Raw genomic sequence first — 25,104 nt, 5'->3', positions numbered from 1 at the left:
CCTGATGGGGCGTCTTACTTTTTAAGTCTTGTTTCTTAGATCGGAACAGTGAAGTGGAAGGTGGAGCCTTCACCGGGTGTGCTCTCGAACCACATTGTGCCACCCATCATCTCTGTTAGACTCTTGGAAATCCGGAGGCCTAAACCCGTGCCGGAGATCTTGAGGATTTTCTCATTTGTCCCTCTGAAGAACTTATTGAAGAGGTGGGGCTGATCCTCATAATCAATGCCATAGCCGGTGTCCTGCACGGTGATGTGGACCACTTCCGCGGCGCCTTTGGGGTCCCAATCGTTGAAGGTATGTTCGGCGGAAATCGTGATCGTTCCTTCTTCTGGTGTGTACTTGATGGCATTAGAAATCAGGTTGGCAAGGATTTGGATCATACGCTGCCGGTCACACCAAACCTGGGGCAGATCCTCCGGGTAATTCTGAATAACCTTCTGGGATTTACCTCTGAGCTGCTGCCCATAGGATTGCAGGACTTCATTAATCATGTCAATGACATCAGAAGTGTCAAAAACAAAGCGAAGGGATTTTGATTCGATTTGGGATTGATCGGCGAGATCCGTGATGAAGGTACTCATCCGGCGGACATTGTGAGAAATGGTCTTGAGGAAATCTTCCTGTTCGGGGTTCACATCGCCAACCATACCTTTGGCAAGGATATCCGCGTGGCCTTTGATGGCCGTCAGCGGGTTCTTGAGCTCATGGGAAATGAAGCTGATGAATTCGTTCTTGGCATTGATGGCATGATTCAGGTCTTCATAAAGGATGGCGTTCCGCAAGGCAATCATGGCGTGGTTATTCAACCCCAAGAGGAAGTCCAAATCCTGTTCTTTGAAGGTGTTGGCGTCTTCAAGGTGAAGGATCAGGAGAGAATAGAGATCATCATCCAGTTTGGAGGTTATCATCAAATGGGCCTGATATTTTCCTTCAAGGCCTAATTGATCGGAAAGTGCGTCCGGGTCTTCAAAGATGATTTGATAGGGATCTTCCAGTTCATCGGAGAACCAGGGAAAAGCACTCAATTCGAACAGGTTGTATGGTTTACATTGATCCGAACCGGGAAGCCTCTGCCAGATATCATCAATCTCATGGTAATACGTATCCACCAGCATAATACTGCCGGATTGCACCTTCGTATAGGTTAAAGCTGAGGACAGTGTGGTCTGAAGAGCCGTACTGAGTTCCCGGCTGGTATGAAGATCTTTATCGATCTTCTGCATGATGGTGAGTTCGTCAATTCGCTGTTCCAGCGCTTGATCGGCTTTTGCATACTTACTGGCATTATTCAGGGCAATTGCTGCCTGAGCGGCGAAACCCTCCAGGATTTCCACATCAATATTCGTGAAGGGTAACCCGTTTTCCTTATTGAAGACTTCAAGAATGCCAAAGGCTTCATCTTGAACGATCAATGGGACAGATAGGATATTGCTAACGTTCAATGACGCCGGATCGATATCATCCCATTTCATTATTCTTTCAAGTATATTTTCATTACAAATGATGGAGTGACGTTCTGCGTAGGCCGTCCCTGCGATCCCTTGATTAACTGGGATGCCTCGACCGACGAGATGGGTCCAGGGTGCGCCTCTTGTGATTCGGATAATTAATATATCTTTTGCATCGTTGGCAATTAATATTGCCCCGGATTCTGCATGCAGAATTTCTAAAGCGCTGTCAATGATCCTCTCAAAAACCAAGTCCATATTTAATGTACTTGTTAATTGCTGGCTGACGTCATTCAATCGTTGAAGATGATGCATTTTTTCGCGTAAGGAGTCCATCAAGTCCGATTTGATGATGGCCGTTGTGACCAGGGTCGCAATGGGCTCGGTCAGGTTCATAATCATCTGGTTGAAGTCATTGTGAGGCGAATGTTTTCCAAGGCTTAGGACGCCCAGATGGTTTTCATCCTGAATGAGGGGGATGAGGAGCCATTGTTCTGTCTCGTGCTTGACCAAGAAGGATGAGGTAGTTGAGATACCGTCCTTTTCGGGATATTCGTCTCCTAACGTGCTGGGATTCGTCGTGGATATCAGAATTTGACCATCCTGATATAAGAAAACGCGTTGATGGCCTAATGGGTCAGGTTGTTTCAAGATCAAAGACAGGCTGTCAATTGGAATTACTTGTTGAATATGATCAAAACTGGCGGCCAGGAGCTGATCTAGATCGGACACACTGTTCACAGTCAGAGCGAATTTGTTGAGAATCTCCATCTCCAGCAACCTTTGCTGGAGGGATGCGATCGTGTCAATTCGCTCAAGGACTAAGGCAAATTGTGAGGCGAGAGACTTGATCAGTTTGATATCTTCATCGGTATAGGGCTTATTTTTCTTTTGACTTATGGCTTCGATCCAACCCAATAAACCAAAATTACCCCATATGGGGATATTGAGATGGGAATAGAGCGAGGAGAATCCCGCCTGTTTTTTCTCGATGTTTTTGGTCTCCTGCAGACCAGCTTGCAAGAAAAGATGAGATTTGGATTCTATCAGGATAGCAGGAATGGGGGCTTCTTTAGGCAAAGCCGGAGATTCCACTTTATTTGCTCCCGGAAGAGAATACTCAAGGAAGCCGCCTTCAGCTTGGTCATAGAGGAAAATATTGATCCGGTCAGCGTTGATAATATCCCAGGTTGCATCTCCCATGAGTGTCAGTGCATCTCGTCGGGTGCTTATAGAGGTAAAGACCGTGGCAAATTCCATGGCCTTTTTCAAGTGGTCGTCGGAAGTTGTTTCATCATCTTTTAGGAGCTTGTTAACTTCTTTTCTGATGGGGTCGAGGAGCAAAACAACCACCACAGCCAGACTGCCAATAATTAAGGGATTGTCTGGTTGAATATTGACCAATAAAACTCGGTTGAGGGCATAAACAATTCCGGTATATGCCAATCCAAAGAAAATGATTATCAAAATGAAAAGCAGGATCCTAAATGCTTTTTTATTAATTTTCTCTGTTCTGAACTTCCTGGTTATCTGGATCACTGTGGCAGGAAGGATAATGAGTGGGAATAAAAAGAGTGGATTGATGGGTGGAAATGTATGGTTGATCCAATTGACAATCCATTGGATGGTTAATGGCGTGAGTGAAACGAATAAGGCGATAATGAAGTTTTCTGAATGGCGAGTTACAAGAGGGGATTTGCCTTTAATGCGGTCAAAAAAGACGACAATCCCAAGGATGATACCGCTAATGATGGACGAAATGATAAGATATGAGATAATGGCCAGGTAATGTCTGCCTTGAGCTATTGGGGAAGTCATCTGATGAATACCATAGGATGCCAGGAGCATGGGGGGGATGAAACCAATTAAGGTTAGTCCTCTGCTTGGTTTGTCCCATTTCCTCTCTTTAGGAAGGGACAGGGCCATTTGAAGCACAGACCCCACTGCCATCCCCATTGCAACGAAGAGGATCACGTTAAAATGGTGAACTGTAAAAAAGTCAAAGAACGCGACATATATCAAAGATAGGCTGGTTGCCAGGGTGGTCTCGAGTGCGGATATTGGTCGATTGAGTTGATCGGTGAAGGACCAGAGGCCCAAGAGAAGGCAGGCAGTGCTTGCAAGAATGGGAATAAAAAAGTAGAAAATTGATTCTGCTAATGTAAAATGGGAAAGGGTGATTTCGATATCTCTGATCTGCCCATTTTCTTGAATGCCTAAGACGAAAATATCTCCTTGTTCGGCCGAGGATAGCAGATCACGCAATGTCGTGGATTTTGTCAGGGTGATCCCATTCACTGAGATAAGTATTGAGCCGTGGGCGAGTTTTTCATCCTGCAGAGCCCATTTATTATGTTTGAAGATATTTACGACTGGAATATGGTTGTTGTTGACATCAAAGAAACCACCCGGGAAAGGCCGTTGAACCCAAAAAACGGTTTGAACAGTGACCGTGATCAAAGTGAAGACTGCAATTGCCAAATAAATGGCAAGTAATAGGTTCAAAGCGAGTTTGTTTTTGGAAAAAGAAGCTTTCATATTTTAGAATTAGATTAATTTAGCGGAAAGAAAATTTAATAAATAATATTAATGAAAATTCAAAATTCTAACCTGTTTCTAAGGCTATAATATCACAACCAAGTTTAAAAATCAGATAGTTATATGAAGGCAAGGTTCAAGAGGTGAAGGATGGTCAGGGATTACGGCGCGGGACTTACGATTGACGAATTAATTGGGATGAAGGCTGGCGATATTGTTTCTCTTGCCCTGCCCAATGAAAGGGTATTTGCGCGGGTGAACGCCGCTGCCATGATCCTTGTCAATCATGATTATGCGGGATACCATTTGATGGAACTTTGGGGGAGTGGGGAGACGATCTGGATGGGCGTGGATCAATATGATGTGATCCAGGTTCTGCCATCCGGTCAGATCATGCCACAGAAAGGTTGATCTACCGATTACGGGAGACCAGGGGGAGAAGCTCTGCTCTGAATTCCTGGGGAAAACCGGACAGGCTGTCGTTGACCAACCGTTTGATCTCGGTTGAATCGGTGACGGTGAGGATTTGTTTGAGAAAATAGCTGGTCTCTGTAGGAGAGACTTCCGCCAGTGCCCTAAGCAGGTGCGCCAGCTCCCGAGAGGTTTCCGTCTGGGGGGCGTGGACAAAGGGGCTGATGAGCCGGAAAAGGGCGGGCAGGTTCTGGAACTGGGGATCACGTAATCCCTCCGCCAACCCCAGGAAACCGACACCGACTTTTTCCAGGTCATCCGATTCCAGGAAGGTCATCAGGAAATCTTCCCATACAGCGGGGAAGTCCTTTTGCAGTTGGCGGGTGCCATTGGAAAACAACTTGGGAAAAAGGCTCAGATCAAGATCCGGGGTGAGCCATTGGTTCAGCCGATCCAGAATGGGTTGGGGATCGGTGAGGGGGTATAGCCCAAGCAGTGTGATGGCCACCAATTTGGTTTCATAATAGGAATCATGCCAGAGTTCATCCGCCAGGGGCAGGGCGGGTTCCGGTTTTGTTTTCACCACCCGCTCAAGGTCCACTTCCAGCTGCCGGATCACCGGCGCGGGGAGGTGGTACATAGGGATCATCGGGCGGAGTCCGGTTGAATCGCCAAAGCGGAGGGCGCGGTTGGCATACAGCTCGAATAGATTATTCAGCGCCAGATGAAATGTCACTGGCTCGGGATAATCGGCCATCAGGGCTTCGACCTGAAATCGCAACCGGGTTGGATTAACTGCGGGCATAATCTCTCAACTTGCGTGATTGTGAAACAACAGCCCTCTGGCGGCTATTCACTACGCGGCCAGAGGGCTGGATTAATTCGATTTAGTAAGCTCTGGCAAAATAAGCTTTTTCCGTTGCTTCTTCACCACTGTAAATGCATTTACCTTTACCACCGGGCTGGTCCAAAGGGATGCAGCGGAGGGTGGCTTTGGTATCTTCTTTAATTGCGGCTTCATTCTCTACGCTGGGCTTCCACCAGACATAGCACCAGCCGCCTTTTTCGATGATCTCTTTGAACTCATCGTAATCCTTGGGTTCAAAGATGTTCTCGTCGCGGAATTTGGTGGCTTTTGCCAGCAGATTGGCCTGAATGGTATCAAGCATCTCACGGACCGTATCGCCGATACCGTCCTGGGAGACGAAGGACTTGCCATCACGCCCGGGGATATCCCGCCGGGCAAGGGCAACGCTGTTCTTGGCGACATCTTTCGGACCGATCTCAATCCGCAGCGGCACACCCCGAAGTTCCCATTCGTTGAACTTGAAACCGGGGGTCACTTCCATACGGTCATCGACCTTCACCCTTAAATCGGCCAGTTCAGATTGGACTTTTTCGACAGCAGCCATTACGGCTTCTTTTTCCTCATCCTTGCGGAAGATCGGCACAATCACGACCTGGATGGGGGCCAGCCTTGGCGGCAGGACCAGGCCCTGGTCGTCGCCGTGGGTCATGATGATAGCGCCGACGAAGCGGGTGGAGAGACCCCAGGAGGTGGTCCAACAATATTGAAGGGTGTTGTTCTCATCGAGGTATTGGATCTCGAAGGCTTTGGCGAAATTCTGCCCGAGGTTGTGGCTCGTGCCGGCTTGCAGGGCTTTGGTATCACCCATCATTGCCTCGATGGTATAGGAGCGGACAGCGCCGGCGAACTTCTCGGTTTCGCTCTTGCGGCCGGGGATCACGGGGACAGCTGCTTCATTGACGGCGAAATCGGTGTAGATATCTAACATCTGGCGGGTCTCGATTTCACCCTCTTCGGCTGTGGCATGAGCGGTGTGCCCTTCCTGCCAATAGAATTCCAGAGTCCGCAGGAACATCCGGGTGCGCATTTCCCAGCGGACCACGTTGCCCCACTGGTTAATCAGTACGGGCAGATCACGGTAGGATTGGATCCACTTGGAATACATATAACCGATGATGGTTTCTGAGGTGGGCCGGACGATCAGGGGCTCTTCCAGCTCCGTGCCGCCGCCAATGGTCACCACGGCCAGCTCGGGGGAGAAGCCTTCCACATGTTCCTTTTCTTTTTCAAGGAAGGACATGGGGATGAAGAGGGGAAAGGCCGCGTTGACATGCCCGGTGGCCTTGAAGCGGGAATTGAGAGCATCCTGGATGTTCTCCCACAATGACCAACCATAGGGACGGACCACCATGCAGCCGCGCACGGGGGCATAATCCGCCAATTCGGCGCGGAGGACGAGTTGGTTGTACCACTCGGAGTAATTTTCAGCTCGGGGAGTAAGTTTTTTATCGCTCATGGTTAAATATCTTTCTATATTCTAGATAATGGCGTACATTCGTAAAAAATCAATGGCTGTTTCGGGATTTGGCGCAAAGCTGACATATTCACGGCTCTTAATGCTAATGTACTCATTTAGGCTGGTGAAAAAGGTCTCCATGATGTGATGCCAGCCCTCGCCAACCAGAATCAGCGGCTTGGGGTCAATTGTTTGCAGAATCAGGTGGTTCCAGGTTAGGCTGATCTCAACCATGGTGCCCACACCACCAGGCAGGGCGATCGCTGCATCGCATTCCTCGACCAACCGGTCGAGGCGCTCTTTAAAGGAAGTAACACGCCACTCCTCGGTGATCCAGGCATTGGGAGAGATTGGGCGATAGGACTCGATGTCATCACAGGTCACGCCGATGACTTTTGTGCCTGTCTCATTGGCACCCTTGGAAGCAGCTTCCATCGTGCCGATGTATCCGCCGGTCATCACAGCCAGACCAGCTTCGCCCAGCAGTTTTCCCAGATGGTACGCTTCGAGGTAGGCAGGAGAGCCGACCTGAGGGTTTGCTCCACCGAATACACTAATCTTCTTCATGGTTGTCATCTTGTTTGTCTTCCAAACTTTGATCCCAGGTGCGGGTATAGTTGACGGCTAATTTATCCAAAACAGCTTTTTCAAGGTCAATTCCGGAGACGCTGGCAAGCTGGAGCAGGTAGAGGGTGACATCTGCCAACTCACTTGCCAGCCCATGAGGGTCTGGGGCGGTGTCAGCCCACTGATAAAGTTCCAGAACTTCAGCAGCTTCGATGTTAAGGGAGATCGCCAGGTTTTTTGGCGTCTGGGGCCGGGGACTTTTTGGGTCATACCAGCCTTTTTCCTGCACGAAGCGGTGCATTTTTTCGGTAAGTGTCTTAATATCCATAACTTCAAAATTATACATGATATGGAGGTCTTGATGGGAGTGATAGCAGAAAGAAAGTCTCTGGTTTAGTTCACCTAATCCATGACCAATTCTGACCCCCGCCACTTCGTTTCGGGGGCTGCGATGCTCCGCATCTTGGGGGAAGGGATGGGAATGGGGTCTCTTATTCCTACGAATAAATTAACTTCTTTACTGTATAAAGTTACCAACCCATCTTCTGTGCCAGGACACCAAAGGCCTGGTCACGAGGGGAGACGGTGAAACCTGCTTTGCGCAGCCGGTTCACCACGCCGCGTCCGGTGGTGGCCCCATAGCGGCTTTCCGGGTTGCCAATGTAATGGAAGAGCTTACCGTTCGACTTCAATATCCGGTGGAAAGTGGCATATAGGCTGCCGGAATAGAGGTGCCCGGCCAGGTTAAAGGTCGGCGGGTCATGGACAATGGCGTTGAAGGTGTCATCAGCAAAGGTTGGCGCCAGGTCACCGCTGTCGCCAATTAACTGCTGGATCCTGGGGTTGGAGAACAATTCCTGAGACCAGGGGTTGGCTCGGCAGACCTCAATGACGGTGGGGTCAAATTCGATAGTGATAACTTGTTTGGCGGTCTGGGCGGCCAGGATGGCGGTATAGCCCAGGCCGGTGGTTGTATCCAACACCAATCCATTGGCTCGGCCCAATGCCTTGAGCTTTTGGCGGGTATCTTCCATGGGGTTGGTGCCTTTGATACGATGCATTGGGATGCCGGAGATCAGCATGGTGGGGGCGGATTCGGTGGGCATCAGGCTGTAATAGCGATTGGTGAAGGCTGAGAAGAACTCTACCTTGCGGAGTTTGTTATCTTCAAGGATAAAGCAGCCGTTCTCATCTTCATTGATTTTGAGCACCTGTTCATCGGTGAGCAGTTGGCCGTCGGGCAGTAGATAGCCTTCATTCACCCGCTGCAGGGTGATTTGGCTCATACCCAGATCGAGGGACCCCTGAAATGGCCCGAGTTCTTCAGGTCTGGCAAGCAGACGCGTCTGAAAATGAGAAAAGATCGGTTTTATGGACATGGGGGGTTAATCACCAAAGAAGAGTTCTTGCCAGATTTCCCAGTATTCCACCTTCTCTTCCCCTGCTGTGGATGGAGCCGGGGTGGGTGCCACCCCACCCGCAGGGGGAATCAGGACGATGGGAATATCGCCATTCTGGATCATACCGGCTTCTTCTCGGGCCCATTTTTCGACGACTTCGTCAGAATCAGCGCCGGCAACCTGGGTTTCCAGGGCGAATTTGGTTCCTTCCAGATCGGCATATTCAAGCGTGAGCGTTTTTTCCTGTCCGCGCAGCCGTGACAGCAAAATCATCCGCTGGTTGAAGTTCATAAATAACAGCACCAGGATGGCTATGGCAGCAACAACGATCACACGTCTATCTGTCAGGATTTTTTTCATAGCAGGTCAAATTCCAAGTAGAAATCTGTTTTTCAGGTTACAACTATTGTACCATTTCCGATTCACAAGGAGAAAACAAAAACCCCCCAACAAGGTGGGGGGTTATGCCGAAGGAGGGATTTGAACCCTCATGAGCCCAAAGCTCACTACGCCCTGAACGTAGCGCGTCTGCCAGTTCCGCCACTTCGGCGCAGGAATCTATTTTATCCGAAAATATCATATTGTCAACCTTTGAAACGAATTTAATAACGTTCACTAGCCAAATCCAGGGAGTTTCAACCGATGGCCCCCCTTGATTAATACGTTACAATTAAGCTATGATCGAAATTGCCTATTCCACTTCGTAATCTAAAAAAGGAGAAAAACTTGAAGAAGAGATTCCAAACCATATTTTGGCTTGCCATCTATTTTCTGCTTGTATTCCTCCCCATAGCACTCCTGATGATCCTTCCCCGCCCGCAGGGACGTGAATTTCTGCGTGAGGTGTCGGTCGCATTAGGTTTTATGGGTATGGCCTTGTTGGGACTTCAGACCATCCCAACTTCAAGGCTGAAATTCTTTGTCCTGCATTTCCCAATGGATACGCTCTATCAATTTCATCACAGCCTGTCAATCTTCACCTTCCTCGTTCTGCTGGTGCATCCCATATTGCTTTTCATTAATAATCCGGGAACCCTGCAGTTGTTGAACCTGTTGACGGCTCCCTGGCGGGCCAGAGCCGCGGTGCTCTCGATCCTGGCGATGTTGGTTTTGGTAGTCACGTCTGTCTGGCGGGAGGTAATGAAGCTTAAGTACGACATCTGGCGCTGGATCCACGATGGCTTGGCCTATCTGGCAATTGGCCTGGGGCTTTATCATATGTTCAAGGTCAATTACTATATGTCGTTGACCTATCAAAAAGTGCTCTGGCTGGGACTGACAGGAATTTGGGTATTAATATTAATCGCCATTCGGATTGTACGGCCAATTCGAATGAAACAGACGCCCTATGAGGTCGCCGAAGTGATTCAAGAACGCGGCGAGAGCTGGTCGTTAAATCTCAAGCCTATTGGACACAAAGGCATGCAATTTCAGTCAGGGCAGTTCGCCTGGATCACGGCTGAGTCGCCATTTATTTTCCGCGAGAACCCATTTTCCTTCTCAACGAGTTCGGAAAGGGATGACGGCACCTTCGGCTTTACGATCAAAGAGCTGGGTGATTTCACAGCCAAGGTTAAGGACTTTAAGCCAGGCGATGTGATCTATGTGGATGGCCCCTATGGCAATTTCAGCATTGACGAACATCAGTGTAACAATTTGGTGTTCATTGCCGGTGGAATCGGTGCAGCACCCGTGATGAGCATGCTGCGAACCCTGGCTGACCGCAAGGCTGAGAACAACGTGACCTTTTTCTTTGGCAATCCCACCTGGGATTCGGTGATCTACCGTGAAGAGCTGGAAAGCCTGACTGAGAAAATCAACTTGAATCTGGTGCATGTATTGGAGCGGCCGGATGAGAGCTGGCAGGGTGAAAAGGGGTTTATCACTGTGGATGTGCTCCGCCGTAACCTGCCTGAGGATTATAAGGATTGTACTTATTTCCTTTGCGGCCCCTTGCCTATGATTGATGCTGTTGAAAAGGCTTTGGATGCGCTGGAGATTTCTCCGATGAATGTCCATTCAGAGCAGTATGAGATGGCCTGAGAGGAGATAGATCATGGATATACAACATTTGATCGAACGTTGGTTCGTTGTGATCATAATTACTCTATGTATTGTGCTGGCCTTGGTCTTCGCTTTTATTCAGACTGGTGCGTAATAAAAGAATCACGATCAAGAATATAAAACAGGCTGCCAGCAGTCCGGCAGCCTGTTTCGCATTCAGGTTGGAAAATTTATTCGGGCCGGATCAACCCGGAAGTATCCAGGCTAATCACAGTGGCTAGATCTGAGATGCTGTCGTACATGATCTGGATCAAGTAGGGGGCGTTATGCATGAAGCCGCCTGGGTCCTTCACGACCAAGTGGTAGTTATAGGCGGCCTTGAGCAATCGGGGGGACCAGCTGTGATAACTGTTGCCGTAGGTCAATTCATCTTCGTTGCCTTCACCATCGCTATTGGTATCCACAAACCAGTAGGGATAGGTGGCGCTGCTGTAAACGATTGGCGCATCCAATACCTCGTTGGCATACTGCTGGATAGCTGCATAGAGCAGGTCATGCATGGTGTTTATTTCACCACTCACGCCTTCCTCAGTATCGCCATCGCCATCATAATCGGGGGTTTCCGTGCGGATATCATAGATATCTGCATACCCACTGACCTCTGAGTGACAGACGGCACATTCCTGGGGATCGATTTGCAGTGAGTGGGGGTCATGGCAGTCGGTGCATTGCTGGTAATTGTCGGCATGTTCAAAGAACCCAGCATAGGACTGGCCGGGGTACTCGTAACCAACCAACACATCAGCACCATAACGGACAGCGCCGCCGACTTTGTAATGCACATTGATGAAGCTGAGCTCGGTATTGATCTCATTCTCAGGTAGGTCGGTCACGGCGCTCTCAACATTCACCCCGGACCGCGTTCCCTGGTGACATTCTACACAGTTGGCAGACTGTACGACCACATTCATCTCGATCCCTGAGGGGAACAAGGCGGATTCCTTATCCTGTGATGCTGGGTTGTGACAGGTGTAGCAACTGACGACGGATCCGATCTTCGCGGCACTATCTACCACGTTGACCGTTGTGCCATCCTGGCCCAGGTAGTCCAGATAACCATGGGCGCTGTGGCACTTTGCACAATTAGCGGGCACTTCAGGGGGAACCTCTTCATCCCAGTGGGTGAAGGGCTCAGCAGTGAATTCTGAATGTCCTGAATCGAACCAGTTGGAGCTGATCTTCGTTATTGTTTCTGTTCGGGGTTCAGGGGGCAGGGCAACCTCTCGGATTAAAATGGTAGCCAGACCGCCCAAAATAAAGAATATCACTAGCAGGGGCCATACAACTTTCTTCATAATTGAACTCCTTTTACGCTGGTGATCATTCAACCTCACTTAATAGTCTACAATAAAATCCATGGTTTGTCATGAAAAATAGATACGAAATGATGTTTTCGGTATAATCAATATGATTTGTTGTCAACACAATGGGATATGATGAAATACTCAAAAATATTATTATTACTGCTTTTATTACTGATATCAGCCTGCTCCGAGCATCCGGAAGCCATGGTGGCAGAGACGCAGACTGCTGAGGCTCTGCTCGCGGCAACGGAGACAGTGGCGGTAACACTCACTGCCACGCCAACGGTCACAGCGACCGCCACTCAAACGCCGACTGCAACAGAGATTCCCCCGACACCCACAATCACCCCCACGCCCTGGGCGCTTTCCGCTCCTTCTGCTTCGGGCCTATTGGCTGGTGTGACGCCGATGGAATATATCGAAAATCCCTGTACCTATTTGGAAAATAAGTGGGGCGAGGGCAAAGCGGAACCTGGCACGATTGTTGTACCCATTATGTTTCACAGTATCCTCGAACCTGGGAAGACACCTTCCAAGGCAGAGGAAATTACGACAGAGTACTTTGAGTTTTTTATGGATTACGCCAGACAATTAGGTTTCGAAACGATCACCACAACGGAATTGGTTGATTTTCTTGAAAATAACGCCGCCATTCCGAAATATTCGATGATCCTGATCCTCGATGACCGGCGGCCAGATACGCCTGAACTGTTCATGCCCTATCTGGAAGCCAATGATTGGACCTTGACTCTGGCTTTCCCGACCACGGATACCTCTTCGGATGAACTGTGGGAGAAAATTGAAGCTTATGTAGCAACCGGTTATGTGGAAGTGCAGTCCCATGGGCATAACCATGTTTATCTGCAGGATTACACAGCTACGGATGTGATGGAAGAAGAGATCTATAAACCCATAGAGGTGATCAAAGAACATTTTGGCACCATCGCTCAGGCTTTGATCTGGCCCGGTGGCAATTTCACGGTGGACGCGGTGCAGATGGCCCGTGAGGCAGGTTTTGAGATTGGCTTCACTGTTTATTCCAGGGGACCTCTGATGTTCAATTGGATTCCTCTGGGTGCACCTGAACAGGGGATGGATGACCCCTTGATGGTTCTGCCTCGGGCCTGGTCTTCTGCTGCGGATGTGGCCCTGAATAAAGCGCTACAGATCAGCCAGCATAATGAAGCGCTGGCGGTGGATGCGATGGAACTTGAACTGCTCTATTACGATCTCTATTGCAGCGATACGACAGAGAATTAGCAGCCACAATGAAAAAAGTCTTAGGCATATTCCTACTGATGGCGGTTTTTTTGACCGGCTGTTACCGGCCCGGACCGGGTGCCAAGGTTTGGCAGGCTTCCAGTTCGGAGGGTAGCACTTCGACAGAGGGAATGTTTATCTACGCGACGGAGACTCCCAGCCCGACTGAAATGGCTGCAACCAGCAACGCATATGCCACACCAACCTCAAATAACCCGATCACCCTACCCACCTTGCGCAGTGAAGTGGCCTATTACACCGTTCAGGCAGGAGATACCCTGGCGAAAATTGCCGGTCGTTACCAGGTCTCTGTGAATCAGATTCTGCGGGAGAACACCATAGCCAACCCGGATATTATTGAAGTTGGGATCAATCTGCTCATTCCGATTCCATCCTTTGATCTGCTGGCTTCACCGTTCAAGATCATCCCGGATTCGGAATTGGTCTATAGCCCGGGAAACGCTGCTTTTGATGTGGATGCTTTTGTTTCCAGCCGGAATGGGTATTTGGCTTCGTATTACCAAACCCTGGATGGAGTGGTGACCTCCGGTGCAGGGGTAGTGAGCCGGGTGGCTACGGAATATTCGGTGAATCCCCGTTTATTGCTCGCTGTTTTGGAGTATCAGAGCGGCTGGGTGACCGAAGCAACCCCTGCCAGCGAGACGATGGTCTATCCCATGCGGGTTTATGAGGAATATCGAGAAGGGCTTTATAGCCAGCTCAGTCTGGCAGCCAGTCTTTTAAATGAAGGCTTTTACAAGTGGGGGATTGAAACAATCAGCATTTGGACGCTCACGGATTCCACTGTCGTTGAGGTGGATCCCACGATCAATGCCGGAACCGCTGGCGTACTCAATTTGATGAGCAATTTGACCACAGCAGCGACCTGGGACCAGGCGACCTCTGAGGCAGGTATTTACCAAACCTACGTGTCACTCTTTGGTAACCCATTTTCCTATGCCGTCGATCCGCTGCTGCCGGAAAACCTGACACAACCGACTTTACAACTGCCATTTGAGGTTGGCGATGTCTGGGCCTATACCAGCGGCCCTCATTCCGGCTGGGATGCCGGATCGGCCTGGGCTGCGCTTGATTTTGCACCGCCGGATGATGTGGGCTGCTATGCCAGTGCATTTTGGGTGGCGGCTGTGGCTCCTGGTGAGGTGGTGTATACCGGCAATGGCGTTGTCGTTCAGGAGCTGGCTGGCGATGGCATCTGGCAGGATGGTTGGTCGATCCTCTATATGCATGTCAGCAGCTGGGAACGGGTGGAAGTTGGGACTTATTTGGAGGCCGGAGACCGGGTGGGACATGCCTCGTGCGAGGGCGGGGTTTCCACCGGTGCGCATTTACACATCGCCCGGCGTTATAATGGAGTATGGATTGCCGCAGATGGTGACCTACCATTTGTGATGGATGGTTGGGTGTCTGCAGGGTATGGTGTCGAATACAATGGCTCCCTGATCAAGGGAGCCCGGATTGTGGAGGCTTGGGATGGGCGGTCGGCGTTCAACGCCATCCAGCGCTAGAGAACGTTATTATCGAAGACGGGTCAAGCGGACCGGTGTGATCCTGGGATCAGCGCTGGTTTTGGCTTTGGCCGTCTGCGGTGTGATAGTGTATCCTGCCTTGGCGCCGGTTGTTGAGGTTGAGACCGACCAAATCGCAATCCCGACCCAAACACCAGCTGTGAGCCAGGTTACTGAAACACTCATGACGGAAGTGGCTGTAACCGAAGCACCAGAAGAAACACCGATTGCCGCCATTCCCACTCAAGGACAACTTGTCCCCCCCAGTGATGACCCCCAGATTTTGTATTACACGACGGCCGGTGACAGTCTGGCGGTGGTGAGCGCTCACTTTGGCGTGGGGATGGATGAAATCCTGCCAAACACGCTCAACAGAGAGGGATTCTTGGCCCCCGGCACCTTGTTGATTATTCCCAACGAACTAAATGTCACCAGTTCCTCCAGCAAGCTCCTGCCGGACAGCGAAGTGACTTTCTCTCCTTCCACCGTAGATTTTGATATTGAAGCCTTTATCAATGAAGCGGGGGGATATCTCTCAACCTATCGGGATGACAGCCATTCGATTGTGGTGATGACTGGCGCGCAGATCATCGAACGGATCGCGCTGGAATACTCGATCAATCCCCGATTGGTGCTGGCTTTCTTGGAATATGAATCCGGCTGGGTCTTCGGTCAACCCCAGACGTCCAATGAAGTGAGATATCCGATGGGATATATCAACTCTGCGGAGGAGGGCCTTTATGCCCAGGCGGCCTGGTTCGCCAGCAATGTGATGGATGGTTATTACGGTTGGTGGGAGGGGCGGACCCTGGTGGTGCTTTTTGACGAAGGCGATGTCGTCCGGATTGCCCCCGACCTGAATTCCGGCACGGTGGGCCTGATGCACGCCTTTGCAGCGCTCTATACTTATGAAGATTGGTCCCAGGCGCTCTATGGTGAGCAGAATTTCCTGGACTTTTATGATTCGATGATGGGCAACCCCTGGATCAGGGCTCAGGAAGTGGAACCGCTGATTCCTGTGGATACCGAGCAGCCCGAAATGATCCTGCCTTTTGAGATTGGCCGGCTTTGGGCGTTTACGGGCGGCCCGCATGCTGCCTGGTCGGTGGCGGATATCCGCGCGGCGCTTGATTTTGCGCCTGCCAGTGCAGAATCCGGCTGTGTAGAATCCAATGCCTGGGTCGTGGCATCCATTCAGGGATTGATTACACGCTCAGAAAACGGTGTGGTGGTGATTGATATGGATGGGGATGGCTATGAGCAAACCGGTTGGACCATGCTCTACCTGCATGTGGCCACCAAAGACCGGATTGCGGTGGGTACCTGGGTGGAAGTCGGTGACCGGCTTGGACATCCATCCTGCGAGGGCGGCCGCGCTACCGGTACGCATATTCACATCGCCCGACGTTATAACGGAGAGTGGATTCCTGCTGATGGCCCATTGTCCTTTGTGCTCAGTGGATGGCAGGCGAAGGCGGCCACCCAGTCCTATGAAGGTTGGCTTATCCGGGGCGATGAGGTGATCTATTCCAACACCGCCAGCACGTATGAAAGCCAAATTACCCGGGAGCAATAGCGCTTAACTGGACTTTTTCCTTTAGAGCGAGTATCCTTCTTTCTTGAAAATCCAACGTGGAATTCAAACCTGTGGTCCGAGTGGGTATGGGCCTCGGTTTTTGATAACATAACCCCTTAATGATATGACTCGAAAAATTTTACTGATCTCAATATTTCTGGTTCTTTTTTTGTCTGCCTGCACCTCAAGCATGGCACCGACTTTCATCCTGCCTGCGGCCGATGAAAACCTTATTGAGACAGCTGTTCCCGCAATGACGCCTTTTCCAACCCGGCCCGCTTATGAACCCGGCCAGTTGGTGGAATATATCGCCCAGCCGGGGGATAACCTGCCCGCACTGGCAACTCGGTTCAACACCACTGTGGCGGAGATTCGGGCCGTTAATCCCAATATCCCGAGTGATGCCACGACCATGCCGACTGGCATGCCCATGTCGATCCCGATCTATTATCGGGCGTTGTGGGGCACGCCGTATCAAATCATTCCGGATACCGTGTATGTCAATGGCCCGGATGCTTCTTCATTCAATACAGCGCAGTTTGTCAATCAGCAGGGGGGCTGGCTTTATAAATATGCCGCTTGGGCTTTCAGTGGAACCCGTTCGGCTGCTGAGATTGTGGATTACGTGGCTGCTAGTTATTCCGTCAGCCCCAAGGTGCTGCTGGCGGTGCTGGAGTATCAGACCGGTGCATTTTCAATGGATGTGCCCCCTGAGGATGTGGATGAGAACGTCCTGGGGCTGGAATCGCCCTATTGGCTCACGCTCTACTTGCAGCTCTTGCACGCCGCTGACACGCTGAATGACGGCTATTATCGCTGGCGTGAAGGCGATCTGATCGAATTTGAATTGGACGATGGCACCATCACCCGGCCGGATCCCTGGCAGAATGCCGCGACCGTTGCCCTGCAATATTATTTTGCGCAGGTTCTGGATGTGAATGCTTATCAGGCTGCCATAGGGCCGGATGGCTTTGCAGCAACCTACCAACGGCTGTTTGGCGATCCCTGGGGCGTGGAAGCGCATATTCCAGGCTCGCTTACCCAGCCGGAATTATCTTTGCCCTATGTCAACGATGTCTCCTGGGCTTTCACGGGCGGCCCGCACAGCGGATGGGGCAGTCTGATGCCCTGGAGCGCTTTGGATTTCGCTCCGCCGTCTGACCGGACCGGCTGCTTCATTTCGAATGTTCCTGCAACAGCAGTTGGTGCTGGCGTTGTTGTCCGCGATGGCGATGGATATCTTGTCCTAGACCTGGATGGGGATGGGGATGAACACACCGGTTGGAATATTACCTATCTTCATATTTCCAATGAGGGACGCGTGCCGGTGGGCACTGAGGTCGAGATGGGTGACTTCCTGGGCTATCCCTCCTGTGAGGGCGGCCACTCCACCGGGACGCATATTCACATCGCTCGTAAATATAATGGTGAGTGGATGAGAGCCAGCGGGGTGATCCCGTTTGTGCTCTCCGGATGGCGGCCTTTAGAGGGGGATCAGGCTTATTCAGGATATTTGGTCAAAGGGGATGTTTATATCCTTGCTAACACGAACCCTGATAACCGCAGCGCTATCCCGGTGGATTCGACAGAACAATAAGCGTTAACCAATAATTTCAGGCAACAAAAAAGCCGCCCGTTTGGGCGGCTTTTGATTTGATATATTGGGTTTGTCTATTGCAGGTAGGACCAGGGGTTCACCGCGGCACCGCCCTGACGCATTTCGAAGTGCAGGTGAGGGCCGGTAGAATTGCCGGTGCTGCCCATGTAGGCGATTAGTTCGCCCTTGACCACGTTAGCGCCGCAGCCGACCAGCAGGCCGCCATCCATAATGTGACCATAATAGGTCTGCCAGCCGCCATCGTGGTCGATCACGATCAAGTTGCCGTAACCACGGTCGGACCAACCGGAATAGATGACCACGCCGGAGTCGGCGGCATAAAGCGGGCTGCCCAGGTCACCATCAAAGTCCAGACCGTTATGCACCGGTGGGGTGTAATCATAGCCGGAGAGCCAGTGATTATCGGTCGGCCAGGTGAAAGTGCCGGTGCCGATATTGCCATAAAGGATGCCGCTGCAAGCGCCAGGGCCAAGATAGGCATTGCCGGATAATTCTTCACCCCGAGCCGGAACCCAGGATACATTGGGCCGGGTGCCGCCCGGCACAAAGAGCATTGTCCCAGCTGCGATGTTTGGAAGAGACCAATCACCGATAGAATCGGGGTCCAGATTGTTGAGGGGGTAGTTTATGATGTCCTCAGGGGTAACGCCGAAATAACTTGAGACACCATTCAGTCCGTCGCCATCATACCATTTATACATAGCGCCGTTAGTTGGGGGAATAATCACTTCATTGCCGGGATAGATGGCATCCGGCATTTCACCCAGGACGTACCAGTTGGTCCAGAGGATGGTTTCTGCTGCCAGGCCGTATCTATCCGCGATATCAAAGATGGTATCGCCTTCCTGGACGATGTAGATTTCGTAGTCAGTTCGGTCTTTAACTTCGACGGTAGTTACTGCTTCCACTGTAGTCTGTACTTCCGGTTCCCGAACAACGCCATCCTGCTCATTTTCAGTCGTGAAATTGGGTGCCGCCAGATTTTCCGGTGTGGGAACGAAGGTGGCGGTGGGAATAGCTGTCGGTTCCAAGGGTTCCGCAGTGGCATGAACGATCAGGGAGCCAATGCCCCAGATGCCAAGCAGTCCTACAATCAGGATAATCGTCCAGAAGCCAATCCAGAGGGTCTTTTGGTTTTTCATAAAGCCCAATGCGGTTGATCCTTCACTGGTTGGGGGTTCTTTGTCCTCCGGGAGGATCACTTCGATATCCAGAGGCTCGTTTATTTTATCATTTTTGGAGTTTTTGTTTTCATTAGCCATAAATTTTCTCCTGAGGCATCATAGCATTAAATGACTGAATGTCAAGCGCGACAAATCTTCTTCTCTAATTGGCAAAAGTGTCGTTAATCTGAGCTAATGGGTTGAGTTAGGTTAATGGTGTCCCGAAATATTCGTCATGGAGTCTGGTCAAATCCAGGTCTGTGTAGGATTGCAGGAAAGTCCAGAATTCTCTGGTTGTGACGATGGTGTACTGATAGGTTCGGACGTAATCGTGCAGGAAGGCGAAAAATGTATCTTCTCCCAGGGTTTCTCGAAGGGCCTGGAGGAAACGAGCGCCTCTAAGGTAGACGATCTTTCGATATTCAGAATCATCTCCACCAAAATAAATGGAAATATCTACATCGCCTTGCGCATTATAGGCGAGGACATAGTTATCCCACATCCAGGCGGCGTCATCCGGATAGAAGCGGTCATAGAATAGCTTCTGGGCGTAGGTGGCAAAGGCCTCATCCAGCCAGGGTTCCATCGCCTGGTCATTGCCAACCATTGCGAAGAACCACTGGTGGGCAATTTCATGGGCGGTGTAAACATAGATGTTCGATCGAGGGCTGCCGGGATAGAGGTTATAGAATGCCGGACTGAGAAAAACCAGACCATCAAATTCCATACCGATGGTGGCATTGAACTCTACAATTGAAAGCACATCCCGGTTGTATTCGCCAAATAGTTCCGTAAAGAGGTCAATAGATTGGACTGCCACATCGGCGACATCTTCCCCAACCCAGGCATGTTCATTTAAGGTATAAGCGAGGATTTTAACCCCCTGAGCTTCCCGTTCCGTTATGGTATATTGATCACTGATCGAAAAGGTCAGGGTACGCGCCAAATCCACCTGGTAATGAATGACACCATCAGCCTCCTGGGGCAGGGCCGGGGCGGCAATGGTGAAATTATCTCGGCGGTCAGCGAATTGAATGTTCACACTGAAATCCGAGGGTTCCAGAACGATGAATTCGCCAACAATCTTGCTGTTGACGACCTGAGCATCGTTCATGACCCAGCCGCCATCTGGATTGAAATAGGGGATCATTGGGATGAAATAGGAAAGGTTCAGCTCTTTGCCGTTATAACTGAAGATGCCCTCACGGGTCGGCATGTTCAGTTCGAAATCAAAGGAGACCGCAACCTGTTCCCCGGGCTGTAATGGCGCGCTCAATGGGATCACGAGGTAGAGCGCATCCCAGTCGTAATCTGTGATCGTTGTTTCGTTCACCCGAATGGATTTGATGTAGATCGCTTGGAATCTGGCAGGATAGACGATGAAGACCATTTCGTGGATCAAAAGATCGGTTTTATTGGTATAAAGGGCCCGGCTGCTGCCAGAGATGTATTGATTGTAGTAATCGATGGTCAAATCGATGTCGTATTGGGTTTCCTGCCCATTCAAGGGGAGAGGCGTGGGGCTGGGGGTTGGGTTGGGTGTTGCAGTGAGCGCTTCAGTTTCTGTGACCACACTCTCAGTATTTGCAGAGGGCACCTGTTCTGTGGCCAGAGGATTGGCGGTACAGGCTGATAGCAGGATGACGACCAGCGTCAGAATCAGGGTGATTTTCCGTGTATGGATTTTCATCGGTTTTTTTCTCAGAATTGGATACATTTTTGGATTCTACCAGATTTATTTCAAGCTGTCTCTAAGGGAAAAAAGGGGTTCAGGTTCAAAAATAACCAATTCTGGAGCCCGGTTCGCATCGCAATCAATGGTATACTGTGTATCTGCTTGGGGTCTTGGGGCTTATTGAAGAGGCACTTTCTTGCCTAAGAAAGACAAGTGCCCAGCCATAGAATTGCATTGAGATAATTGATGAGAGAGACTGGAAAATCATCCAACTTAAATGAAAAGCGTCCAAAAAATCTGACTGCTTTCATAATCATCTGGCTGGGGCAGTTTGTTTCCGTCGCCGGATCGTTTATGACGAGTTTTGCCTTGGGCATTTGGGCCTGGGAAAAGACCGGGTCCGCTCAGGCATTGGCACTAGTGGGTGTATTTACTTATGCACCATTAATTATTGTCACCCCTTTGGTTGGGGTATTGGTGGATCGTTGGAATCGGAAACTGGTGATGATGCTCAGCGATCTGGGCGCAGTCCTGGCTTCGGTGGTTGTTTTCCTGCTCTTCATTTCCGGTCGGCTGGAAATTTGGCATATTTATGCTACGACAGCGTTTGCCAGCACCTTCCAGGCCTTCCAGTGGCCGGCTTATTCCGCCACAGTGACGCTGATGGTACCGAAGAAGCACTACAGCCGCGCCAGCGGAATGATCAGTATGGTGGAAAGCGCCTCGAACATCATCGGCCCGGTTTTGGCAGGCTCTCTGATCGGCGTGATCGGCATTCGCGGCATTCTGTTGGTTGATATTATGACCTTTTTTGTGGCGATCATCACTTTGTTAATCGTTATCGTCCCTCAACCGGTTGTCGAAAAGACCAAGATAACATTTAAGAAATTTATCAAGGATATGACCTTCGGGTTTAAATATATCTTTGAACGACGTGGTCTGTTGGAACTCCAATTGGTATTCTTCGCCGCCAACTTCATGACGGTGATTGGTTGGGCGGTTCTTAATCCGATGGTGCTTGCCAGAACGGGAGATGCTCAGATTTTAGGCTTTGTGCAATCCTTTTCCGCTGTTGGGGCCTTGGTTGGGGGAGTGTTCCTGGCGATCTGGGGCGGTCCCAAACAAATGGCTGCCGGGATATTACTTGGCTGGATTTTGAATGGCATTCTAGGCCGATTCTTGATGGGGATAAGTGAACAACCCTGGATCTGGATGGCGTCGGTTTTCCTGCTGGCATTCTTTATGCCCACCATCAATGGCTGCAATCAGGCCATTTGGCAAAAGAAAGTTCCACCGGACCAGCAGGGGCGGGTCTTTGCCGTGCGGCGTTTCATCGCGCAAATTACCATTCCCATTTCAATGGCCTTATCCGGTTGGCTGGCAGATGCTGTCTTTGAACCGGCTTTTCTAACGTCAGATGGGTGGGGGACGCGTTTATTTCGCGGCCTGGTTGGCAGCGGCCCTGGCGCAGGCATGTCTTTGATGATTGCGATGAGCGGTATTTTAGTGGCTGCAGTGGGGATCACAGGCACATTCTTTAAGTCGATTCGGGACGTGGAAATAGATTTACCGGATTATGACGCTGAGGAACAGGCCTAATCCGGTAATATAGTTTCCAAGCTGGAATGATAATTTAATCTTCTTGTGTGATTGTGATTTTATATGTAATTTCTGCAGTTTCGCGCAGCATAGCCTGGGCACCGCAATATTTTGTTTCTGAGAGTTCCACCGCGTGCTCAATGGCCTGCGGGTCCAGATTTTTCCCCGAAAACTTATATTCCAATACGATCTTTGTGAACACTTTGGGGTGTTCTGCGGCTCGTTCAACTTCCGCGTTCACCTCGAATTGGGTGACTTCCTGGCGTTTCTTTTTGAGAATAGAGATCACGTCCATCCCGGTGCAGCCGGCCAAACCGATTGCCAATAGTTCCAAAGGGCGGAATCCCATATCATGACCGCCGACCTGTTTCTTTGCGTCCATTGGGACCAGGAAACCATCCTGATTGGCGCCGGTGAATCCCATATCCCCATTCCAAACTGCTTTTGCGTACATATTGATTTCCTTTCTGGCCTCACACGGAGGCCGCTTCAGTATTATCAGGTGCAGGCACCGACTTCTTTCAAGCCGCAATTGGGACAAACCAATTGCAGAAGGCCGTCATAGTCGATCACAGCTTGCCCACAACGCGGGCATATCATCCCTGCCTGGAGGCTTATACTGGACTGAATGGCACAGCTGGCGGCAGAATCGGTTGTTGAGGTGTTTTCACTGGTGTGGGTTGAAGGGTTACTCTTTGCGTTCAACATCTTCATCCAGGTCCAGGGCCTTGAAAAGTCGGTGACGGGCATCCAATGGCAAAGTGACGCTTTCACCATCATCCTGGTAGAGCTGGATGGTTTTCTTTAAGGTGTTTACCACCACCTTGCAGTTTGGGCAGGATTCGATATGGGCTTCAATTTTCCCGCAAAGGGTATCATCCAATTCACCATCAATGTAATCATTGAGGTGGTGGATCAAATCTTCGCATTCAAGCCCGTGTTGGTGGGTCATAGGTCTTCCTCTGCCATTCGATGGGCAAAATATTCACTCAATTCTTCTCGAAGCTGCATTCTGGCCCGCATCAGCCTGACTTTCAAAGCTGATTCACTGATATCCAGAGCGGCTGCGGCATCCTGGGTAGACAGGCCCTCGACATCCCGTAGGAGGAAGGCTGCCCGGTTGGCATCGGAGAGCTGCATAGCCGCTTTCTTGAGCATCTGCCGGGACTCATCACTCATGATCTCTCTTTCCGGCAGACAGCACCAGTCAACAATCTGGATGGGCATGGTTTCGCCCTCATCGGTTTCTATGCCTTCATCAATATGGGTGATCCCATCCTTGCGCTTGCGGAGCATCATCAGCGCCTCATTGGTGGCGATCCGATAAAGCCAGGTGGAGACCTTTGAGCGGCCTTCGAATTTGTCGAGATTCTTATAGGCTTTGATAAAGGTTTCCTGGACCACGTCTTCGGCATCCTGAGTGTTCCCCGTCAGCCGGAGGGCAAGCCGGTAGATGTGGTCGGAGTTTTGATCGACCAGCAGGGCAAAAGCTCGTTTGTCCTTTTTGCGAAGCGCTTCGAGATTGAGCGTCTCTTGATTGTTTGTTTCACTCATTGGATGACTTTCAGCGGCCATTCGTTACATTAGGTCAGGGCTGGCTAGGAGAGCGGCCAGGTCGGGAGGACATCGAAATTGAGCGGGGTGAAATCGTTTTGGATGTAATGGTAGTAGCCCGCGCCGGCGATCATGGCTGCATTATCGGTGCAGAGAGAGAGCGGGGGAATGTGAACGGGGTGTTTGCTCTCCGCCAACATCCTTTCGCGCAAGCGCTTGTTGGCGGAAACGCCACCGGCTACGATAATCTCGTTGACATCAAATTCTTCCGCCGCCATCAGGGTTTTTTCTACCAGAACATCCACCACCGCGGCCTGGAAGCTGGCTGCCAGATCTTCAATGGGCAGGGAGCGTCCCTGTTCCTGCAGTGTTTCCGTCATCCGCAGCACTGAGGTCTTGACCCCGCTAAAGGAGAAATCCCAGGTGTCTTCAAGCATGGCCCGCGGGAAAGCGAAGGCTGTGGTGCTGCCGGTGTGGCTGGCCTTTTGGATGGAGGGACCTCCAGGGTATGAGAGCCCCAATAGCCGGGCAACTTTATCAAAAGCCTCACCGGCTGCATCATCAAGGGTACCGCCCAGGCGCTGATATTGGAGGTGATCCTTGATTAAAACCAGCTCGCTGTGACCGCCGGAGACCAATAACGCCAACAGGGGGAAGCGCGGCGCCTGGTGGGGGGAGGTGTTCGCCAGGTAGAGCCAGGCGGAATAGATGTGCCCTTCGAGGTGATTGACGCCGATGATGGGTTTCTGGGCCGCCAGAGCCAGGCTTTTGGCCATATTCACGCCCACCACCAATGACCCGGCCAGGCCGGGGCCGCGGGTGACGGCGATAGCGTCAATATCTTTGATGTCCAGATGCGCCTGCTGGAGGGCCTGTTCCACGATGGCATAAATTGCCTTGACGTGTTCGCGCGAGGCCAGCTCCGGGAACACCCCGCCATATTGAGCGTGCAGGTCAATCTGGCTGGCAACAACACTGGATTGGATCACGCGGCCATCGGTGACGATGGCTGCTGCGGTCTCATCACAGGAGGATTCAATGCCGAGGATTCGTGCACTGGGAAGAGTCATA

The 25,104-nt window shown here is 50.8% G+C and carries 22 protein-coding genes and 1 tRNA gene; 7 read left to right on the top strand and 16 right to left on the bottom strand.

All coding sequences use genetic code 11. The annotated features are described in order from the left end of the window. Positions 1 to 35: 35 nt before the first annotated feature. On the bottom strand, positions 36 to 3,989 hold the full coding sequence (locus tag JR338_05515; GenBank protein ID QRN84198.1) for a GAF domain-containing protein: 3,954 nt from the start codon (positions 3,987 to 3,989) through the stop codon (positions 36 to 38). 150 nt (positions 3,990 to 4,139) lie between these two features. Here JR338_05515 and JR338_05510 point away from each other — a divergent pair, with 150 nt between their 5' ends. Next, positions 4,140 to 4,400, top strand: coding sequence for a hypothetical protein (locus JR338_05510; protein ID QRN84197.1), 261 nt, complete (start codon positions 4,140 to 4,142; stop codon positions 4,398 to 4,400). Between the two features lies 1 nt (position 4,401). Here JR338_05510 and JR338_05505 read toward each other — a convergent pair whose 3' ends face one another. From JR338_05505 to JR338_05475, 7 genes are all read right to left on the bottom strand, one after another. Continuing rightward, complete coding sequence (locus tag JR338_05505; protein ID QRN84196.1) at positions 4,402 to 5,205, bottom strand: DNA alkylation repair protein; 804 nt, start codon at positions 5,203 to 5,205, stop codon at positions 4,402 to 4,404. Between the two features lie 82 nt (positions 5,206 to 5,287). Beyond that, positions 5,288 to 6,724, bottom strand: a complete 1,437-nt coding sequence (locus JR338_05500) for a proline--tRNA ligase (protein ID QRN84195.1) — start codon at positions 6,722 to 6,724, stop codon at positions 5,288 to 5,290. A gap of 21 nt (positions 6,725 to 6,745) precedes the next feature. Continuing rightward, positions 6,746 to 7,291, bottom strand: a complete 546-nt coding sequence (locus tag JR338_05495) for an LOG family protein (GenBank protein QRN84194.1) — start codon at positions 7,289 to 7,291, stop codon at positions 6,746 to 6,748. Then, positions 7,278 to 7,619 carry a nucleotide pyrophosphohydrolase gene (locus tag JR338_05490; GenBank protein ID QRN84193.1) on the bottom strand — a complete coding sequence of 114 codons (342 nt, stop codon included), beginning with the start codon at positions 7,617 to 7,619 and terminating at the stop codon, positions 7,278 to 7,280. The genes JR338_05495 and JR338_05490 overlap by 14 nt, the downstream gene beginning before the upstream one ends. Positions 7,620 to 7,821: 202 nt before the next feature. After that, the gene (locus tag JR338_05485) at positions 7,822 to 8,670 is read right to left on the bottom strand and encodes a methyltransferase domain-containing protein (protein QRN84192.1); all 849 of its coding nucleotides are present in this window, start codon (positions 8,668 to 8,670) and stop codon (positions 7,822 to 7,824) included. A gap of 6 nt (positions 8,671 to 8,676) precedes the next feature. Beyond that, positions 8,677 to 9,051 carry a septum formation initiator family protein gene (locus JR338_05480; protein ID QRN84191.1) on the bottom strand — a complete coding sequence of 125 codons (375 nt, stop codon included), beginning with the start codon at positions 9,049 to 9,051 and terminating at the stop codon, positions 8,677 to 8,679. Positions 9,052 to 9,156: 105 nt separating this feature from the next. After that, a tRNA-Leu gene (locus JR338_05475) sits at positions 9,157 to 9,241 on the bottom strand. 176 nt (positions 9,242 to 9,417) lie between these two features. Between JR338_05475 and JR338_05470 the strand changes: the two genes are divergently transcribed. Further along, entirely contained in the window at positions 9,418 to 10,734 is a 1,317-nt protein-coding gene (locus JR338_05470; GenBank protein QRN84190.1) for a ferric reductase-like transmembrane domain-containing protein, read from the top strand. 191 nt (positions 10,735 to 10,925) lie between these two features. Here the strand turns inward: JR338_05470 and JR338_05465 are convergent, their stop codons facing one another. Next, positions 10,926 to 12,050 carry a polyheme membrane-associated cytochrome C gene (locus JR338_05465; GenBank protein QRN84189.1) on the bottom strand — a complete coding sequence of 375 codons (1,125 nt, stop codon included), beginning with the start codon at positions 12,048 to 12,050 and terminating at the stop codon, positions 10,926 to 10,928. A 138-nt stretch (positions 12,051 to 12,188) separates the two neighbouring features. Between JR338_05465 and JR338_05460 the strand changes: the two genes are divergently transcribed. From JR338_05460 to JR338_05445, 4 genes are all read left to right on the top strand, one after another. Beyond that, on the top strand, positions 12,189 to 13,319 hold the full coding sequence (locus tag JR338_05460; protein ID QRN84188.1) for a polysaccharide deacetylase family protein: 1,131 nt from the start codon (positions 12,189 to 12,191) through the stop codon (positions 13,317 to 13,319). A gap of 8 nt (positions 13,320 to 13,327) precedes the next feature. Continuing rightward, positions 13,328 to 14,848, top strand: coding sequence for a LysM peptidoglycan-binding domain-containing protein (locus JR338_05455; protein QRN84187.1), 1,521 nt, complete (start codon positions 13,328 to 13,330; stop codon positions 14,846 to 14,848). Then, on the top strand, positions 14,814 to 16,424 hold the full coding sequence (locus JR338_05450) for a hypothetical protein (protein ID QRN84186.1): 1,611 nt from the start codon (positions 14,814 to 14,816) through the stop codon (positions 16,422 to 16,424). Before JR338_05455 ends, JR338_05450 begins: the two co-directional genes overlap by 35 nt. A 190-nt stretch (positions 16,425 to 16,614) precedes the next feature. Beyond that, entirely contained in the window at positions 16,615 to 18,021 is a 1,407-nt protein-coding gene (locus JR338_05445) for a LysM peptidoglycan-binding domain-containing protein (protein QRN84185.1), read from the top strand. A gap of 74 nt (positions 18,022 to 18,095) precedes the next feature. Here the strand turns inward: JR338_05445 and JR338_05440 are convergent, their stop codons facing one another. Together JR338_05440 and JR338_05435 are read right to left on the bottom strand one after the other, a co-directional pair. Continuing rightward, positions 18,096 to 19,304: a peptidoglycan DD-metalloendopeptidase family protein gene (locus JR338_05440; GenBank protein ID QRN84184.1), complete on the bottom strand. Its 1,209-nt coding sequence runs from the start codon at positions 19,302 to 19,304 to the stop codon at positions 18,096 to 18,098. 106 nt (positions 19,305 to 19,410) lie between these two features. Further along, positions 19,411 to 20,895 (bottom strand): M1 family metallopeptidase, encoded by a 1,485-nt coding sequence (locus JR338_05435; GenBank protein ID QRN84183.1) that lies wholly within the window; start codon positions 20,893 to 20,895, stop codon positions 19,411 to 19,413. A gap of 231 nt (positions 20,896 to 21,126) precedes the next feature. On the opposite strand from JR338_05435, the gene JR338_05430 reads away from it, so the two are divergent. Continuing rightward, the gene (locus JR338_05430; GenBank protein ID QRN84182.1) at positions 21,127 to 22,479 is read left to right on the top strand and encodes an MFS transporter; all 1,353 of its coding nucleotides are present in this window, start codon (positions 21,127 to 21,129) and stop codon (positions 22,477 to 22,479) included. 34 nt (positions 22,480 to 22,513) lie between these two features. Here the strand turns inward: JR338_05430 and JR338_05425 are convergent, their stop codons facing one another. From JR338_05425 to tsaD, 5 genes are read right to left on the bottom strand one after another with little or no spacing between them, the layout of a single operon-like run. Continuing rightward, positions 22,514 to 22,933, bottom strand: coding sequence for an OsmC family protein (locus JR338_05425; protein ID QRN84181.1), 420 nt, complete (start codon positions 22,931 to 22,933; stop codon positions 22,514 to 22,516). A 44-nt stretch (positions 22,934 to 22,977) separates the two neighbouring features. Beyond that, positions 22,978 to 23,187: a hypothetical protein gene (locus tag JR338_05420; protein ID QRN84180.1), complete on the bottom strand. Its 210-nt coding sequence runs from the start codon at positions 23,185 to 23,187 to the stop codon at positions 22,978 to 22,980. Further along, positions 23,168 to 23,431, bottom strand: coding sequence for a zf-HC2 domain-containing protein (locus tag JR338_05415; protein QRN84179.1), 264 nt, complete (start codon positions 23,429 to 23,431; stop codon positions 23,168 to 23,170). Before JR338_05415 ends, JR338_05420 begins: the two co-directional genes overlap by 20 nt. Then, entirely contained in the window at positions 23,428 to 24,033 is a 606-nt protein-coding gene (locus JR338_05410; GenBank protein ID QRN84178.1) for a sigma-70 family RNA polymerase sigma factor, read from the bottom strand. The genes JR338_05415 and JR338_05410 overlap by 4 nt, the downstream gene beginning before the upstream one ends. Before the next feature lie 44 nt (positions 24,034 to 24,077). Beyond that, complete coding sequence (tsaD, locus tag JR338_05405) at positions 24,078 to 25,103, bottom strand: tRNA (adenosine(37)-N6)-threonylcarbamoyltransferase complex transferase subunit TsaD (GenBank protein QRN84177.1); 1,026 nt, start codon at positions 25,101 to 25,103, stop codon at positions 24,078 to 24,080. Between the last annotated feature and the right edge of the window lies 1 nt (position 25,104).

It is taken from the genome of Chloroflexota bacterium (assembly GCA_016887485.1).
GTDB lineage: Bacteria > Chloroflexota > Anaerolineae > Anaerolineales > Anaerolineaceae > Brevifilum.
This window is presented reverse-complemented; position numbering and strand designations above follow the sequence as displayed.